This is a genomic window from Paenibacillus sp. FSL F4-0122 (assembly GCF_038002845.1).
Classification (GTDB): domain Bacteria; phylum Bacillota; class Bacilli; order Paenibacillales; family Paenibacillaceae; genus Paenibacillus_AQ; species Paenibacillus_AQ odorifer.
Window position 1 is genome coordinate 5,347,984 of sequence record NZ_JBBODI010000001.1, and the last position, 16,442, is coordinate 5,364,425.

At 43.7% G+C, this 16,442-nt stretch carries 14 protein-coding genes and 1 other annotated feature; of the genes, 10 read left to right on the forward strand and 4 right to left on the reverse strand.

The features are described from left to right. Positions 1-12 precede the first annotated feature (12 nt). Positions 13-1,563 (forward strand): acetamidase/formamidase family protein, encoded by a 1,551-nt coding sequence (locus tag MHH49_RS23355; protein WP_051491568.1) that lies wholly within the window; start codon positions 13-15, stop codon positions 1,561-1,563. 78 nt (positions 1,564-1,641) lie between these two features. Here the strand turns inward: MHH49_RS23355 and MHH49_RS23360 are convergent, their stop codons facing one another. Then, positions 1,642-2,088: an Lrp/AsnC family transcriptional regulator gene (locus tag MHH49_RS23360; RefSeq protein WP_036688218.1), complete on the reverse strand. Its 447-nt coding sequence runs from the start codon at positions 2,086-2,088 to the stop codon at positions 1,642-1,644. 152 nt (positions 2,089-2,240) lie between these two features. Beyond that, positions 2,241-2,471 (forward strand) — a binding site (T-box leader). A gap of 186 nt (positions 2,472-2,657) precedes the next feature. Here MHH49_RS23360 and tyrS point away from each other — a divergent pair. The 3 genes from tyrS to MHH49_RS23375 all read left to right on the forward strand — a co-directional run bounded on the left by tyrS (position 2,658) and on the right by MHH49_RS23375 (position 5,879). Continuing rightward, entirely contained in the window at positions 2,658-3,917 is a 1,260-nt protein-coding gene (tyrS, locus tag MHH49_RS23365; RefSeq protein WP_036688216.1) for a tyrosine--tRNA ligase, read from the forward strand. Positions 3,918-4,122: 205 nt separating this feature from the next. Continuing rightward, positions 4,123-4,410 (forward strand): hypothetical protein, encoded by a 288-nt coding sequence (locus MHH49_RS23370; protein WP_341138801.1) that lies wholly within the window; start codon positions 4,123-4,125, stop codon positions 4,408-4,410. A gap of 224 nt (positions 4,411-4,634) precedes the next feature. Next, positions 4,635-5,879: an anaerobic sulfatase maturase gene (locus MHH49_RS23375; protein ID WP_036688212.1), complete on the forward strand. Its 1,245-nt coding sequence runs from the start codon at positions 4,635-4,637 to the stop codon at positions 5,877-5,879. Between the two features lie 63 nt (positions 5,880-5,942). On the opposite strand, the gene MHH49_RS23380 is transcribed toward MHH49_RS23375, so the two are convergent. Beyond that, positions 5,943-7,142: an ROK family protein gene (locus MHH49_RS23380; protein WP_036688209.1), complete on the reverse strand. Its 1,200-nt coding sequence runs from the start codon at positions 7,140-7,142 to the stop codon at positions 5,943-5,945. A gap of 210 nt (positions 7,143-7,352) precedes the next feature. Between MHH49_RS23380 and MHH49_RS23385 the strand changes: the two genes are divergently transcribed. From MHH49_RS23385 to MHH49_RS23405, 5 genes are all read left to right on the forward strand, one after another. Beyond that, complete coding sequence (locus MHH49_RS23385; RefSeq protein ID WP_341138802.1) at positions 7,353-7,991, forward strand: chromate transporter; 639 nt, start codon at positions 7,353-7,355, stop codon at positions 7,989-7,991. An 11-nt stretch (positions 7,992-8,002) separates the two neighbouring features. Then, entirely contained in the window at positions 8,003-8,536 is a 534-nt protein-coding gene (locus tag MHH49_RS23390) for a chromate transporter (RefSeq protein WP_036688207.1), read from the forward strand. Between the two features lie 35 nt (positions 8,537-8,571). Further along, the gene (locus MHH49_RS23395; protein ID WP_038571739.1) at positions 8,572-9,549 is read left to right on the forward strand and encodes a formylglycine-generating enzyme family protein; all 978 of its coding nucleotides are present in this window, start codon (positions 8,572-8,574) and stop codon (positions 9,547-9,549) included. A gap of 39 nt (positions 9,550-9,588) precedes the next feature. Beyond that, positions 9,589-10,422, forward strand: coding sequence for a helix-turn-helix domain-containing protein (locus MHH49_RS23400; RefSeq protein WP_036688203.1), 834 nt, complete (start codon positions 9,589-9,591; stop codon positions 10,420-10,422). A 106-nt stretch (positions 10,423-10,528) separates the two neighbouring features. Continuing rightward, positions 10,529-11,917, forward strand: a complete 1,389-nt coding sequence (locus MHH49_RS23405; RefSeq protein ID WP_341138521.1) for a sulfatase — start codon at positions 10,529-10,531, stop codon at positions 11,915-11,917. 81 nt (positions 11,918-11,998) lie between these two features. Here MHH49_RS23405 and MHH49_RS23410 read toward each other — a convergent pair whose 3' ends face one another. Together MHH49_RS23410 and MHH49_RS23415 are read right to left on the reverse strand one after the other, a co-directional pair. After that, positions 11,999-13,777, reverse strand: coding sequence for a cache domain-containing sensor histidine kinase (locus MHH49_RS23410; protein WP_036688197.1), 1,779 nt, complete (start codon positions 13,775-13,777; stop codon positions 11,999-12,001). After that, positions 13,764-15,203, reverse strand: a complete 1,440-nt coding sequence (locus MHH49_RS23415; RefSeq protein WP_036688196.1) for a response regulator — start codon at positions 15,201-15,203, stop codon at positions 13,764-13,766. The genes MHH49_RS23410 and MHH49_RS23415 overlap by 14 nt, the downstream gene beginning before the upstream one ends. A 249-nt stretch (positions 15,204-15,452) precedes the next feature. Here MHH49_RS23415 and MHH49_RS23420 point away from each other — a divergent pair, with 249 nt between their 5' ends. Continuing rightward, entirely contained in the window at positions 15,453-16,421 is a 969-nt protein-coding gene (locus tag MHH49_RS23420) for an ABC transporter permease (RefSeq protein WP_036688194.1), read from the forward strand. Positions 16,422-16,442 lie beyond the last annotated feature (21 nt).

Sequence of the window (16,442 nt, forward strand, 5' to 3'; positions counted from 1 at the left end):
GAGGATTTTCGTATGAAAAAACAAATAATTCGTAATGTAGGCGTCACGTTATCCATGTTTTTAGTGGTGAATTCGTTATCCAGTGTCATGTATGCTAACACAACGAATGATGCGTATAAGCCAAAAACCCATGTTCTGAAGGCGAATTCGGAGACTGTTCGATGGGGGAATATTGGTAAGGGAGATCCAGCTCTGACTGTACATTCGGGAGACATCGTAACGGTTGAGGCTATTACACATCACTCTGGTGATGATTACGAGCGGATGATTAAAGGAGATGCGGGAGTGGAGGATATTTTCCACTGGATTGAAGGGGAGAAGAACGAAGCGCTCCGCGGGCCAGGCGTACATATTATGACGGGTCCCATCGCAGTAGAAGGTGCTGAACCAGGGGATGTGCTGGAAGTGAAGATTCTGGACATGAAGCTGAGACCTAATGGAAATGAACAATACGCTGGAAAAACATATGGCGTGAATGCCGCGGCGAACTGGGGTTATCTATACGGAGATATGGTGGAGGAGCCGAAAAAGCGTGAGGTAGTAACCATCTATGAGATGGATACGGAGGGTGGAACAGATTATGCAACAGCTGTATATAACTACAAATGGTCTGTGCAAACCGATCCGGATGGTCAAGTGCACCCGACAATTGACTACCCGGGTGTTATCGTTGACCATAAAACGATTGATAAGAATTTCGGTGTGCTAAAAGGTGTGAAAATTCCGGTGCGTCTCCACTTTGGTACAATGGGTGTGGCGCCGAAAGAAGCGGATGTTGTTGACTCCGTTCCACCTTCTTACAACGGCGGTAACGTAGATGATTGGCGGATTACCGAAGGTGCAACGATGTATTATCCTGTATCCGTAGCTGGTGCACTACTGTCGATCGGTGACCCGCATGCCGGTCAAGGCGATTCGGAGATTAACGGTACTGCGATTGAGACATCGGTCACTGGGGATATACAAGTTATTCTTCATAAAAAAACATCGCTTAACAACAAGCTGAAAGGTTTAAACTTCCCATTACTTGAAAATGAGAACGAGTGGGTCGTGCATGGATTCAGCTACGCTAATTATTTGGAGGAGCTGGGGGCTAGTGCTCAGACGGATATCTTTAAAAACTCATCCATCGACAAAGCAATGAAGGATGCCGCTCATAAAACAAAAGATTTTTTAATGGCTGGAATGGAATTGAGCGAAGATGAAGCATACTCTCTGATGTCGGTGTCAGCTGATTTTGGAATTACACAAGTGGTGGATGGAAACTGGGGCGTTCACGCCTTAATTGATAAAGGTCAATTCGGCGATTCCGAGCGCAAGCCCGTGGTTTTACGGAGCAGCTTTGAGAACTTTGGAGCAAAGGTTGGCTGGCAGCCAGCCACTAAGACAGTTACGCTGAGCTACAATGGCAATGTACTGGAGATGAAGGTTGGAGCGACAACGGGAATTTACAACGGAGAGACAGTGAAGCTTGTAGCCCCATTAAGTGTTGTGAATGAGAAGGTTGTGGTCAGCGAATATTTCGTGAACTTTTATAAAGCTAAGCTGGCTAAGACAGAGTAGGACGAAATAGCAATTATTTGATAATTCTAATAAAAATCCAGATGAGAAAAGAACCGTCTTTATAGGCGGTTCTTTTTCTTATATATTTAAGCCGTCTTGATTTTTGTGGCGTTTCAATAAAATTTGGCTTTCTACACGTACCAGTCCATCCAGACAATAGATTGATTCATGCATAAACCGTTCCATCTCTTCAAGATTCTCAACTAAGATGTGAATATGCAGAATACAAGGTCCTGTCATTTCGTATAATACAGCTACACGTTCGTTTTCTTTTAATACGTCGACGATATGATTCAAATGAGCAGGTTCTACTTCAAGTTCCAGGTAGGCGGAGATTTTCTTTCCTAACTTTTCGGCACTGATGACAATCGAGAACTGTTCAATAATCCCTTGATTGACTAGCCGATCAATACGGTCTTTCACCGCGACACTTGATAAACTGACTTCTTTAGCTAGATCAGTATAGGAAATTCTGCTGTTTTGGGCCAGCCGCATCAAAATATGGTTATCGATAGGATCTAGCATGCGGATTCGTTCACCTCTTTTTTCGTAATTGTATCAGAAAAAAAGTGGAAATGCCTAGTAGCGCTTTACAGTAGAAGTGTGTGACGGCATTCTCTGCTGAAGATAGTTGACATAAAAGAATTATTTCACTATACTGGCTGTAATCTTATATACGATATACGTTGAAGGAGCCCAGTAGTAACTTAGTCCCTGTTCCAGAAAGCCGGGGGTTGATGAAACCCGGTACACACTAAGCTTGCGAATTACACTTTGGAGTATCTCGGGTAACACCGAGCGGAATGGCGAACGATATCTCGTCAAGAGTGGTATCAATGGTATGCTTGAGCATAAGCGTTTCATGGGTGCAATCTGGGTGGTAACACGGTTATTCAATCGTCCCTATGTCTACAATAGACAAGGGGACGATTTTTTTGTTTTTAAATATAAGGATTTATAGGGTTCACTTCATCAATGATCCTTATATTTCTCGCTGAAACGGTACCGTCCTAATCAGGAGGGCAAAGCCGTTTCCGCTTGGCGGACTGATGTTTCATTATAGGATAACTACTAATTTTGAGGGGTGTAAGGCAATGAATATTATCGACGAACTAGAATGGCGCGATGCCATCAATCAACAAACAGATGCCGAAGGGCTTAGAGAACTGACCAATCAAAAATCGGTATCCCTGTACTGCGGTGTAGATCCAACTGGTGACAGTATGCATATTGGCCACTTGATTCCATTCATGGTGCTCAAAAGATTCCAGCTGGCAGGACATCGTCCGGTTATTCTAATTGGTGGGGCTACGGGAACGATCGGTGATCCAAGTGGACGTCAATCCGAGCGCTCTTTGCAAACGCTGGAGCAAGTCCAAGCCAACGTTGATGCACTTACAGCACAAATGAAAAAATTGTTCGTGACTGATGGCGACAATCAAATCCGCATGGTGAACAACTACGATTGGACGCATAAAATCAATGTTATCGAATTTTTGCGTGACTATGGTAAAAACTTCAGCATCAATTCGATGCTTGCCAAGGATGTTGTAGCAAGCAGATTGGACAGCGGAATTTCCTTTACGGAATTCTCTTACCAAATCCTGCAATCCCTGGACTACCTGCACCTGTTCCAGCATGAAGATGTGCAGCTGCAAATCGGTGGTTCTGACCAATGGGGGAACATCACAAGTGGCTTAGATCTGATTCGTAAAAAAGAAGGTTCTGAAGCGGTGGCATTCGGACTTACCATCCCGCTTATGCTGAAAGCCGATGGTACAAAATTCGGTAAAACAGCTGGCGGAGCCATTTGGTTGGATCCGAACAAAACGACAGCTTTTGAATTCTACCAGTTCTGGGCAAATACAGATGACCGTGATGTTGTGAAATACCTGAAGTACTTTACATTCCTCTCTAAAGAGCAAATTGATGCACTAGCAGAAAAGGTGCAAACCGAACCGCATAAACGTGAAGCGCAAATAACACTGGCTGAAGAAATGACCAGATTCGTGCATGGTGAGGAATTGCTGGAGCAGGCTAAACGCATTACTGCCGCTCTGTTCAGTGGAGATATTAAATCTCTGACCGCTGACGAGATCGAGCAAGGCTTCAAGGAAATGCCGACCTACGAAACGACATTGGAGTCCAAAAATATCGTGGAGTGGCTGGTAGATCTAGGAATTGAGCCATCCAAACGTCAAGCGCGTGAAGACATCACCAAAGGCGCAATTTCCATGAACGGTGAAAAAGTTAGCGATGTAGCATTTGAAGTTACAGCCAGCGAAGCCATCGGCGGACGTTTTATCATTATCCGTAAGGGTAAGAAAAACTACAGCCTGGTGAAATTGTCCTAATAATAAGAAGCCTTCCTTATGAATAAGGAAGGTTTTTTGTTGTATTTTAAGTATAGAGGGAGACTATTTGCATATTAAGTGAAATTTGAAAGGTGAAATCGTCAAAATTATGGTAAGCTTAGGATTCGTGTGATTTATGGATTAACATGATATTCTACAACTATAACAGAAAATTAGGAGTGGTAATTTGAGAAGACAAAAACCAATGACCATGGAAGAATTGATGAATGAGTTACAAGGACAGAAAACGTATCAAGAAGATCCCAATCACATCTCTTTCGAGAAATTGTTTAATGAAGCGTTTATGAGTAAGTATTCCAATTACAAAAGTTTCGATGAGTTTTTAACCAAAGGGAACTTTCAAGTAAAGACAGAAGAAGATGTTGCTGACATACCTGATGAACTCTTTGATCGTCATGTTGTTAGGGAGACGAAGTTTGCGGATTGGAAATCCATGTTGGAAACAGCAAATAGAGAATACGTCCGTAATTAATAAGACTTAGTCTCTAACTACCGTTAGTTAGACTCATCCACAAAGAAACTGCACACCCTTATTGCTTTGTTCCAACGGACAATGGGGAGTGCAGCTTTTTTATGCCCAGTTATTCGACCAGCTATGATGTTTTACTCATCGTTGACTTGCAGATCTATGATTTAATTGAACAAATAGGAATTAGGTTCTACAAAGATAGTATTACATAGGAGGGGCAGAATCGTATGACTGCATGTATACAAACCTCTAAGCAGGAGACCCTTCATGTCATGTGGAAAACCGTCTCAGAGGATTGTAATCTAGCCTGTGATTATTGCTATTACAGTACAGCCGGGGGACATCCTCAGCAACCGATCCGGGTGATGGATACGGAGCTTCTGGAGCGGTTTATCGCTCAGTACATGAAAAGATCATCAGGGATAGCGACTTTCTCTTGGCAGGGTGGGGAGCCATTATTGGCCGGACTTTCGTATTTTGAACAAGTGATTTCATTTCAAGCTAAGTACGCTCCGCCTCATACGATGATCAGTAATGCACTGCAGACCAATGGAACGCTTATCCATGAGAAATGGGCGAAATTTTTTAAACGGTATAACTTTTTGGTTGGGATTAGTCTGGATGGCCCAGAGCCTATTCATGATGCTCATCGTGTAACGGGTTCGGGGAAAGGCAGTTATAATCTAGTTATGCGTGGGATTCGTCATTTACAGAATGAGGGTGTGGAGTATAGTATTCTGACGGTGATTCATGAAGATAACGTGACGAAAACAGAGGAGTTGATGGCATTTTATCTAGAACATACCTTTCCGAATATTCAGTTTATCCCCTGCATGGATTTTGTTTCTCAGAAAAGTGATGTAGCGGGACGTTTCCGAATTACACCTGAACAATATGGAGTCTTTTTATGCCGTACATTTGACCTTTGGTACAACGGTGGGTATCCAGAGCTTCCTATTCGTATTTTTGAGAATATGCTTCTTGTATTCATGCATCGTGAGGCAGAGTTATGCGTTCACAACTCATGTTGCCCGAAGATGATGGTGCTTGAAACGAACGGGGATGCCTACCCTTGCGATTTCTTTATTGATGAAGAGCATAGGCTAGGAAATATCGGCCAAACTGACCTGAAAGCGCTGCTAACCAGCCCAGTATATGATGATTTTTTGTTAATGAAGCCCAATATGAATGAATCATGCTATAAGTGTGAGTACCTTAGCTTTTGCAATGGGGGATGTCCGCGCAACCGGAATTGGCTTGATGTTAATGATCGGACTGAGGTTGATTATTTCTGCCATAGTTACAAAATGTTCTACTCACACGCCTATGAACGCATGTTATTACTGGCGAACCGACTTAGATCGGAGCGGATGCTGGAGTACAGGAAAAGTGCAAAACCACTTCCAGGTCGAAATGATCCATGTCTCTGCGGAAGCGGGAAGAAATTCAAAAATTGCTGTCAGGCATTATAGCTTTGACTAGATAAGGTTGTCCCAACAGTCATGCAAAGGATTGGAAACAACCTTTTTGTTATGCTATAGAACCATATGATTTCTCGCCATTATTGCCGCACCCGTCACCACAGCTTCTTCTTTTAATATACCTAGGGAGAAGTGAGGTTGGTATTCAGGATAACGGTAAGTGTTTCTCTGTGCCACCTCCACCGCTGTTTGGAAAAACAACTCGTGAGAGTGAATGAGCGCACCGCCTAGAATGATGGTCTCTGGATGAAACAGGTTGATAACGTTAGCGAGCCCGATCCCGAAATGGCTGGCAGCTTGGGTAAATAATTCACGCGCATGTGGATTACCGTCTCTAAAGGCTTGTACCAATACATCATAAGTCAGCTTCTCAGGCGCCACTTTATATCTTTGGAGGATCAGATCGTTGTCCATTTTCGCCTCCGAGCGTGCACTTTGTTCTATGGCCTGCACAGATACAAATGCTTCCAGAGCCCCGTAGTTCCCGTCATGATTTAATCGGGGTCCATCTGTCTGGATGATCATTTGACCAATGGCATCTTCCATATCCATTGTGCCATGAACAATACTTCCATGCGACATCATCGCATAGCGGAGTCCTGCTCCAGCATGTACATAAAGCATATGCTGAATGTTTGCGTGACGGATAGACCATCGTTCCCCAAGCAATGCGGAATTGGCACCGTTGTCCAACCAAGCTTTGAACCCCGTCCGTTCCTCCACCAATTTGCAAATCGGAAGATTGTTCCAGCCCGAAGAAGGGAAGTGCAGCGGCTTTAGGATCAAGCCATGTTCCCGATCAAGTGGCCCCACAGCCCCTATTCCTATCCCGATGATTTGACTGTCCACTAACTGATGGTCCCGAAGGAAAGCGCGTATTTGATTACTGATATGATCTATAAATCTTTCAGGTGTGAATGCCTGATCCATTCGCCAGTGAACAATTGATTTTGGGTTCATTTGCATATCAAATAAACCAAGAGAAGAATACACCCTGGAAATCTCTAAACCGATTATATAACCGTAGAAAGGATTGATCTGGTATAAAATAGGTCTTCTGCCTCCGCTAGATTCTCCAAATCCGCTTTCTATCAGCAAGCTTTCTTCGGTCATCTCATCCAATATCCGCGTCATTGTGCTTTTGGTAAGTGAAAATGTCTGTAGAAGATCTAACTTGGAAACAGTGCCTTGTTCGGCGATTCGGTCGTATAGGAGTTTTTTTGGTGATGGAATTTGTGTCGAGCGCTTTTCCACGATATACCTCCAAGCTATATATAGGATGAACTTGTAAGATCGTTTTTTATATAGTTTGTATTTATTAACATGAATATAGTATAACTCATAAACCCTTGGTTGTATTTTACCGTTCAAAAAACTTAATTCCATTTTGGGAAAAAGTGATATAATGAAATTACGACAGATTATAAAAGGGTGGATTCCATGAGAACAACTATGAAAACAAATATGATACCGAATACAGACCTGAGGATAAGTCTACTGTTTCAGTTGTTTTGGGTATTTGTTCGAATTGGTCCAGTAACCTTCGGGGGAGGTTATGCGATGATCCCTATGATCGAAGGGGAAATTTCCGCTAAACGAAAATGGCTGGGTGAAGAAGAGATGGATGAAATTCTATCTTTAGCTGGGGCTGCACCTGGTGGTGTAGGTGTAAATGCAGCGGCATTCATTGGTTATCGTCTTGCTGGTGTGACGGGGGCGATTGCTGCAATCGCAGGGATAACGATTCCGACCTTTATCATTGTTTGTTTGCTTAGCGCCGTGTACTCCCAACTGGCCGACCAACCAAAAGTCATTGCCGCTATGAAAGGGATTAATGGTGCTGTTATTGCTTTGATCCTAGTAGCTGCATATCGAATGGCCAAGAACGCTATAATTGACAAGACTACCGCAGTTACGGCGTTAGTTATACCGGTTGTTTTACTGGTTTTCGGAATTAATCCCATTTACGTGATTGCAGTTGGTTTATGTATTGGGTTTGTATATCTGCAAATTAAACAGCTCTTAGGGCTCCAAGTTCGAACGGAGAAGGAGTCCTTGAAAGCTTCTGATGAAGAATCGAATTATCCGGAGTATTACATCTAGGGGGAAGCGATGTGATTTGGAATTTATTTTTCACTTTTATAAAAATAGGTCTTCTGTCTTTTGGAGGAGGGTACGCCATCATTCCGATGATTCAGCATGAAGCCATGGCTGGGGGTTGGTTATCCGAAGGGGAATTTCAAGAGGTAGTTTCCATCGCAGGGATGTCACCTGGTCCTGTTGCGACGAACAGTGCAACCTTAATCGGATATCGTATAGCCGGAATGGAAGGAGCGATTGTGTCAACATTAGGCATGGTTCTGCCCTCATTTTTAATCATCATTGTTATTTCTGTCTTCTTTTATCGGGTGAGGGATAGTCAATGGATTAAAACGTTATTTTATGGTTTGCGGCCAGTGATTACAGGCTTGATTGCCTATGCTGCGATTCGTTTTGGCTTAAATAGCGTGGAACATGCTTTTATTACTTGGCAGACCCTTGGCATGTTGATCATTGTATTCGCTGCACTTTATGGTTTAATGAAATATAAGCTGCATCCGCTCACCATTATCGTTGCTTCTGGCATTCTTGGGGTAGCTTTTTTTTAGACAGAGCCGGGACGATTCCAGATTGGAGGTAAATCATGTCAGAGAATATACGGGCATGTTGTTCAGCTAGTCGAAATCAAGTCGCGAAACAAGAATCTATTGATGTTTGTAAGGAGAACACAACGGTTCAAGGAGTAACAGGGGAAAAAGATTTCTCGGACATGATCCTTATCCCTGGAGGCACTTTTCTTATGGGGACGGATGATAAGGAAGGGTTCCCCGCAGATGGAGAAGGGCCGACTAGGAAGGTTACCTTATCTTCCTTTTTGATGGATGTAACGGCGGTTACGAACAAGCAGTTTGCTGCTTTTATCAAGGAAACAAACTATGTTACAGATGCGGAACGTTTTGGATGGTCTTACGTGTTTCATTCTTTTGTTTCCATGGAGACAGGGAAAAAGGTGACCCAAGTAGCCACTCAAACCCCCTGGTGGTGGGTGGTGGAGGGAGCGGATTGGTGTCATCCTGAAGGTCCGGATTCCCATGTAGATGAACGACTTGATCATCCGGCTATTCACCTATCATGGCATGATGCGGATGCATATTGTCGCTGGGCTGGTAAACGTCTGCCTACGGAAGCGGAGTGGGAGTATGCCGCACGAGGAGGACTGGTTCAGAAACGGTATCCTTGGGGGGATGAATTAAAACCAGGCGGAGAGCATCGCTGTAATATATGGCAGGGAAAGTTTCCCGATAAAAATCATGCCAGCGATGGTTTTGCAGGTACCGCACCTGTAAGTTCCTATCTGCCTAACGGCTATGGTCTTTATAATATGTCAGGAAACGTGTGGGAATGGTGCGCGGATTGGTTTACTAAGGACTATCATTTATCTTCCGAATCCGTGAATCCGAAAGGTCCAGTAAGTGGTGTCGCAAGATCGATGCGCGGAGGATCATATTTGTGCCATAAATCTTACTGCAACCGTTATCGGGTGGCGGCTAGAAGCAAAAATACTCCAGACAGCTCTGCCGGAAATATTGGCTTTCGATGTACGGCTGATTATACAAGTTAAAGCACTTTTACGACTACTACATAAGAAGGAGGAACTTCCTTGTCCTCTATCATCCATAGTCAGTTTGACATCAACGTGCTGGACGTCCTAAAGATTCAATATCAGAAGCGGATCCTGTTCGATTATGTCCAGTCTTGTTATACCGTCTCTTATATCCAAAAAGGTGAGGTATTGACGACATCCTCCGAAGGAGAATATGTTGCTTCTGCCGGAGATGTGATGATCCACCGTCCTAACGAGCCTTTTAATGTGATCTCCAAAACGGATGGTGTACATTATCTGTTTAATATTAACGCTAAAGTTAAAGACGGAGATGACTTCTTTAAGTTATTCCCTTTAGGCAAGGTGATTCGGGTCCGGGATCGAAGCGAATATGAGCGAAGGTTTGACGAGTTGCGGAGCCTGTGGTTGCAGGAGGAAGATGATTTCAGGAATGTTCAGGTTGGTTCATTGGCATTTTTTCTTCTTTATGAAATTATGGAGAGTACCAAGCTTGGCGGGCGACGTTCTTCACGAGATCCCTTTATCACGGACCGCTTTAATGAAGCGTTGCAATATATGGAGGAGAGGCTTGATCAGGAGATTAGTAGAGAGGAGCTTTCCAAGCTCTATCATATGAATCCTGTTTATTTTAGCCGGGCATTTCAGAAAATATATAAACTGACACCCATGCAAATGCTGCGAAAATTGCGGCTGCAGCAAGCTAAACAAATGCTGGAATATACGGATTATACAATCGAGCATATCTCCCAGAGATGTGGTTATTATGATGCTTCACACTTCAGCAAGGTATTTCGTGGCGAATACGGTAAGGGGCCGGCAGAGTACCGGAAAAGTATCGAATTTACAAAAACAAACATCGCTACTCCATAGCGGAGCTTTCCATATTCATTTACTCTTATAAGCATGAGCAGATCATTCTAAGCTGCCCGAATCGAGCGTAACCATTTCGATGAAAAGGAAAGGCAGGGAATAACTCATGAGAATCTTGTATTTGGATTTGGATTCGCTTCGCCCGGACCATCTGGGATGTTATGGCTATCATCGGAATACCTCCCCGAATATCGATTCAATCGCAAAAGAAGGTGTCACCTTTACCAACTACTATTGTTCAGATGCTCCTTGCCTGCCGTCTCGTTCTGCTTTAATGTCGGGGCGATTTGGCATTCATAATGGGATTGTAGGGCATGGCGGAACCGCTGCTGATATGCGTAGAGAAGGAGCAAAACGTGAATTCAATGACCGGTTGGGGATGGAGAGCCTTCCGGCTATATTAAGGCAAGCGGCGATGAAAACTGCATTGATCAGCACCTTCTCCGAACGACACTCGGCTTGGACCTTTAACGCCGGGTTCCAAGAAGTGTTTAATGTTGGTGGCAGAGGGCATGAGACGGCAGAGCAGGTGCTTCCAGTGGCACTTAAATGGCTTGAGGATAATGGGGAGTCCGAAAATTGGTTTCTGCACCTGAATTTCTGGGATCCGCATACACCTTATCGTACACCTGAGAGCTATGGTAATCCGTTCGAGAAGGAGCCTTTACCCGATTGGATCACGGAAGACGTGTTTGAGCTTCACCGAAATAAGAAGGGGCAGCATAGTATTGAAGATATGAATGCGCTCGCGAAATCGCATTATCAGCAGCATTTCAGGCATCAGCAGGAGATAGAGAACCGTGATGACCTGCGTGTTATCTTTGACAACTATGATGCTGGAGTTAAGTATCTGGACGAGCATCTCGGAAAAGTTTTTTCTAAGCTGAGAGAACTTGGCGTGATGGAAGATACGGCTATCTTGATCTCTGCGGATCATGGAGAGAGTCTGGGTGAACTAGGAATTTACTCCGAACATGGCACAGCAGACGAGGCGACTTGCCGTATTCCGATGATTGTTCGCTGGCCAGGGGGCAAGAAGGGAATCGTGGAGGAGGGGCTACATTATCACCTTGATCTAGGACCTACATTAGCAAGCCTTTTGAATTTGAAAGCGGCTGCTTCTTGGGATGGTGAAAGTTATGCAGGTACCATTCTGGAGGGGGATTTGGGAGGGCGTGAGTATCTCGTAATCTCACAATGTGCGCATGTGTGTCAACGCAGCGTTCGGTTTGCGGATTGGTTATATATACGTACCTATCATGACGGACACCATGGATTCCCGCAAGAAATGCTTTTTGATTTGAAGCATGATCCTTATGAACAACATAATCTTGCCGAAGTGCGTAAAGACGTTTGTATGGAGGCTGTCTATCTGTTGAATGAATGGCATGATAATATGATGGGCTCCATGGATTGTGATATCGATCCATTATGGACGGTACTTATGGAAGGTGGACCCTACCATGCCAAAGAGTATCTGAGCTCATCCTTATAGGCTGCTTAATAATATCCTAGTAAATGCGGCGAATGAAAGACATATGAAATGGAGGTTGCCCTGAATGGGCAACCTCCCTATTTATGTTCTCGCTTTTTGTGGATCTATTAAAGATCCGGGAAGCCTCAAAACGGTCTTCGTCCCGCTACCCTCCTTACTATACAGCAGAACGCCGCAAGGATCGCCATACTTAAGATTTAGACGATTATTGACATTTAGGAGACCGATATGATCTCCTGATTCTATATTCTTACCAGCCAGCAACTCCGTAAGTTGTTCCAGTCTTGTTGTATCGATGCCTACACCATTATCTTCTACCACGATTTCAAGCAGCCCCGCTTCGTTTTTCTCTACGGAGATCAGCAAAATTCCTTGTCCTTGTGCCTCAAGCCCATGACCAAGCGCATTTTCAACAATAGGTTGAAGGATCATTTTAGGCACGGGAATGTGTAACCATTCCTGGGGACACAACAGCTTGTAAGTAAATTTGTCCGGGAAACGGCCTTGGTAAATCCTCACACAAGATTCCGCGATTTTCAGCTCTTCCCCAAGAGTTACCTCCTCTTTGCCTTTGATGCTGTACTTGAGCATTGTGCTTAAGGCGGTAGTCATCTCGAAGATATCCCGATTTCCTTTTACGATCGCAACGCCCTTGATTGTATCTAAAGTATTGCTTAAGAAATGCGGATTAATTTGACTTTGTAAATACGAATATTCCGCCCGCTGCTTTTCCAGATCGGTCAGATAAAGTTGAGTTGAAGCATCGATTAATTGGTCCGTCAAATCGTGGATCCGTGTGGTCATATCGTTGAACTGTCGAGAGATGATTTCAATCTCAGCATAGCCCTTTAAATCGACCTTGTTGTTCAATATCCCCAGACTTCCGCCCTTTAATTGATTCATATAGCGCATAAGCCTAGACAACGGTCTTAAGAGATTCATCATAAGCACAGAATAGGGGATAGAGACGACCAGCAAGATTAAGGCTAGAAGAGCATAGCTGACCTTCTTCAATTTCTCCAGTTCTTTCATTAAATTATGGACAGGAACAGCGGTTATGATTTTTCCAGAGATCTCCGGTAAGCTAAAGGACTGAATTGCATATTTCTTTCCATGAACGGTCTCGACGATGGACTCTCCATCCCTTCCAGTTGCCCGAGTTTGAAACTGCTGGAGCATATCCTCCGGCTCATTGCTATTAGAGTAGATCATGCCTTTATCATCCATCATAAAAAAGCTGGTTCCGACCAATCGGGGATACTCAGAAATTTCAGTTTGAATGGCCTTCATATCTACAATAACTGCGAGATAGCCAATTTTTTCACCATATAGGGACGTGTCACCTGAAGCGAAGATGTTCATCCCGAAAAGCAGTTTTCTCTTGTCGATGACTTTGTCTGGAGGACTGTATCCGCGATAATGAACGATTCCATCCTCCTCAGCTGTTTTCATAAGATCGATAGCATATTTTGTTCTTCCTGCTAAGGAAATACGTGTGTTTGAGCTGCCGATAACAATAATATCTAAGATATCCGTGTTCATATTTCGGGCGATGCTCAACAATCCTTCAACTTTTTGGGATAGATCGTAGACTCGAAGCTTATCATTCTCGACTAGGAACTTTTGGACGGTCGAATCGTAACCCACATTCATCATCATGGAAGAAACGTTGGCATAGTTGTCAGAAATCCGTTGCTTGAGGAGGGAGACCAGCTCTGTATTGTATTGCGTATTTTGATTAATGATAGTTTCGCTTGATAGTTGGTAGACTCGTGAAACGATGATTGGGATAATGGCAACAATAAATAACCCGAATAGCAAAACCTGAGTTCGGATGGATAGTCTCTTAAATGTCTTCATTGTTTTGTTCCCTATATTGTGTAGGTGTCATTTTGAGATGCCGTTTAAAAATTCGTGTGAAATAGAAATAATCCTGAAAACCGCATTTCTCACCGATTTGGTAAATGGAAAGGTTGGTTTCGATCAGCGTTTTACAAGCGTATTCAATTCGTAAACGACTGATATGTTCGATGATGGTCTCGCCGACCTCTTTTTTGAATAATTGGCATAAATAATTTGGACTTAAAAAAAACTGATTGGCTAAATGCTGGATCGAAATTTCTTGATTGAAATGGTTGCGGATGTATAACATGATTTCTTTGACTTTGTGGTTTGAGATTCGTGAAATATCAGATTCGTTTCTGTTCATAAAAATATCAAGTGTCATAAGAATCAGATCATCGATCATAGCTTCAGCCGTGCCGTACCGATAATAGAGCTGTTCATATCCTTCAAAAAAACGGCCGCTAACCCGAGTCCCTTCCCGAGGAAATAAGTAGAGGATCGATGTATAGAGCAAATAGGCTTCTTTAATGGTGAACGTTCCCTCTTTGAATAATTTCTTTATCGATTCCATGGCTGCTATGAAACCGAGCCGGTCTTTATTATGAAGAATCCGGGAAATCTCTTTGAGTTTCTCGTCGATCGGTATTTCCTGCTGTGGATTCACCCGGTAACATCCGGGCATCCCCGTTGTGAACATACTGAAAGCAGCATGAGAGGCGGACTCTAAAGATGCATCCAATTGTTGTATATCCGAAATAGGAGGACCGATCCCGACTCCGCACTCTTGTACAACTTCTGTTTGTTCAAGACCCTGGAGGAAGACTTCGTATTGGCACTCTTCTAATAAGTATCCATACCTACGGCGGCTCATTGGGAAGACCAGGGAAGAGAACTGCCCGACATCTACAGGTGAACTTAACCCTTGGATAACAATGGGGATATGAGGGGTATCTTTCGACAAGGGTATTTTCTTCTCATCCAACCATAAGTTAATTCGTTCAAGATCTCCGGAACAAACCGCTTCATAAAGTTCGAAGTCGTGGATAGGTTGTTCTTTAACTGTCTTGGAATCGTGTTGCTGGGCTATTCGGTTGAGCATTCCTTCAATTTCTTCGATTTCAAAGGGTTTGAGACAATATCCGAAAGTACCATAATTCATCGCTTTTTGTGCATAAGCGAACTCGGCATGTCCGCTGAGTACGATAAAGATCGTATCAGGTGCGATGGCCTTGCCACGTTGAATGAGCTCTAGTCCATTCATAACAGGCATCTTGATATCTGTTAGAACAAGGGTGGGGCGAAGCGATTGAATTAATTGAAGGGCTTCTTGCCCGTTTTCGGCATCGCCGATTACTTCAAAGCCGTATTTCTTCCAATTCACTCCTGCTTTAATTCCTTCTACAATCCACTTCTCATCATCTGCAATAATCACTGAACGCATAAGTGAATCCCCCTTTCTTTATAGAGCTCTTAGATTTATCCTAGCGATTGTGGACCAAGGGGGGTATGGACTATCTTACGCTCACTATGTCCGATATTACGAGTCACGGGAAGGTCACCCGCCAAGGTGTGAAAAATCCACATGACCGGAGTTGTATTCTCTATACAAGAGAATTTACACTCCCGATATAATTTACCATATAAATCGCTTACAAGCATAACAATCTCATACAGAAAGGTGGGGAGAAGATTGGCTGATTCTGTAACCGCTCGAACGCCTAAGCGAAGCTTAAAAACTCTTGCTCCAAAGCAAAGTTTAGGGAAAACGATTTTACAGTACAAGTATTTTTACCTTATGGTTCTACCGGTGTTAATCTGGTACGCCCTCTTCAGCTATGCTCCCATGTACGGTGTAACGCTAGCGTTCAAAACATTTAATTACAGTGAGGGGATTCTGGGCAGTCCTTGGGTTGGATTGGAGAATTTTCAAACGCTGCTGACCGACCCCGATTTTCGCAAGGCGTTTTGGAATACGGTCATTATCAGCTTGATGAAGCTGGTCACTCATTTCCCGATGCCCATTATCCTGGCGATTGTTTTATATGAGTTTTCCAGGACAAAAATGAAGCGGTTTTTTCAGACGATCCTGACGTTCCCGCATTTTATATCGTGGGTTGTACTGTCGGGGATTATTATCAATATTTTAAGCAAAGACGGGATTTATAACCAGATCATCATGCTGTTTGGTGGAGATCCGAATTCTCCTCTTGTCGATGAAAGTGCATTCAGACCCGTTCTGTATATCACGCATGTGTGGCGAGAGATCGGTTGGGATTCAATCATTTACCTGGCGGCTCTGGCAGGGATCAATCCTGAGCTGTTTGAAGCGGCTGAAGTAGACGGAGCGAACCGGTTTCGCCGTTTGCTAAACATCGCATGGCCGGGTTTGAAAAGTACAGTCGCAGTCCTGCTAATCCTTCAAGTTGGACAACTACTAACCCAAGGTTCGAGCTTCGAGCAAATTTTCAACCTGTATAGTTCGCCGGTATATTCGGTTGCCGACACGATCGATACTTACATTTATCGGACTTCATTCACGATTGGAGGAGACTTTGGATATATGACCGCCGTGGGTGTCGTAAAGTCCATTATCAGCCTAATCCTTTTATGGGCGGCCAATACGTTCGCTAAGAAGATGGGCGAGGAAGGACTGTATTAATCTGCAGGAAAAGGGGAGAAG

Coding starts and splice junctions, on each gene's coding strand:
- MHH49_RS23395 (WP_038571739.1), top strand. CDS start 8,572: ATGTCAGAGAATATACGGGCATGTTGTTCAGCTAGTCGAAATCAAGTC.
- MHH49_RS23370 (WP_341138801.1), top strand. CDS start 4,123: ATGACCATGGAAGAATTGATGAATGAGTTACAAGGACAGAAAACGTAT.
- MHH49_RS23415 (WP_036688196.1), bottom strand. CDS start 15,203: ATGCGTTCAGTGATTATTGCAGATGATGAGAAGTGGATTGTAGAAGGA.
- MHH49_RS23410 (WP_036688197.1), bottom strand. CDS start 13,777: ATGAAGACATTTAAGAGACTATCCATCCGAACTCAGGTTTTGCTATTC.
- MHH49_RS23355 (WP_051491568.1), top strand. CDS start 13: ATGAAAAAACAAATAATTCGTAATGTAGGCGTCACGTTATCCATGTTT.
- MHH49_RS23375 (WP_036688212.1), top strand. CDS start 4,635: ATGACTGCATGTATACAAACCTCTAAGCAGGAGACCCTTCATGTCATG.
- tyrS (WP_036688216.1), top strand. CDS start 2,658: ATGAATATTATCGACGAACTAGAATGGCGCGATGCCATCAATCAACAA.
- MHH49_RS23360 (WP_036688218.1), bottom strand. CDS start 2,088: ATGCTAGATCCTATCGATAACCATATTTTGATGCGGCTGGCCCAAAAC.
- MHH49_RS23405 (WP_341138521.1), top strand. CDS start 10,529: ATGAGAATCTTGTATTTGGATTTGGATTCGCTTCGCCCGGACCATCTG.
- MHH49_RS23385 (WP_341138802.1), top strand. CDS start 7,353: ATGATACCGAATACAGACCTGAGGATAAGTCTACTGTTTCAGTTGTTT.